This is a genomic window from Vibrio caribbeanicus ATCC BAA-2122 (assembly GCF_000165125.1).
Taxonomy (GTDB): domain Bacteria; phylum Pseudomonadota; class Gammaproteobacteria; order Enterobacterales; family Vibrionaceae; genus Vibrio; species Vibrio caribbeanicus.
This window is the reverse complement of record NZ_AEIU01000004.1, coordinates 1-422: the sequence shown is the minus strand read 5'-3', so window position 1 is coordinate 422 and position 422 is coordinate 1. Positions and strand designations below refer to the sequence as shown.

The 422-nt window shown below is 45.0% G+C and carries 1 protein-coding gene; it reads left to right on the top strand.

The genetic code is table 11. From position 1 onward, the window contains the following. Positions 1 to 422: leucine-rich repeat domain-containing protein (locus RH40_RS01230; protein ID WP_009599427.1), on the top strand; the 422-nt coding region annotated here is incomplete at both ends.

The following is a 422-nucleotide window of genomic DNA, read 5'->3' as shown; positions in this document are numbered from 1 at the left end:
CAAAGTTGTCGTATCCTATGGTGGAGCTAAAAAGGAAGTTACTATTCCAGATTCGGTGACTACCATTGGGGATAATGTGTTTTCATCTAACCAACTCACCAGCGTGACCATTCCAGACTCGGTAACCACCATTGGGGTGAGGGCGTTTGGTAATAACCAACTCACCAGTGTGACTATCCCAGATTCGGTGACCATCATTGGGGATAAGGCGTTTTATGATAACCATTTAACCAGCATTACCCTCCCACAGTCATTAGTCACCATTAGAGATGAGGCGTTTTATGGTAACCATCTCACCAACGTTGTCATTCCAGACTCGGTGACCACTATTGGTAATAAGGCGTTTATGTATAACCAACTTACCAGCGTGACTATCCCAGATTCGGTGACCATTATTGGAGATGAGGCGTTCGAGAACAACG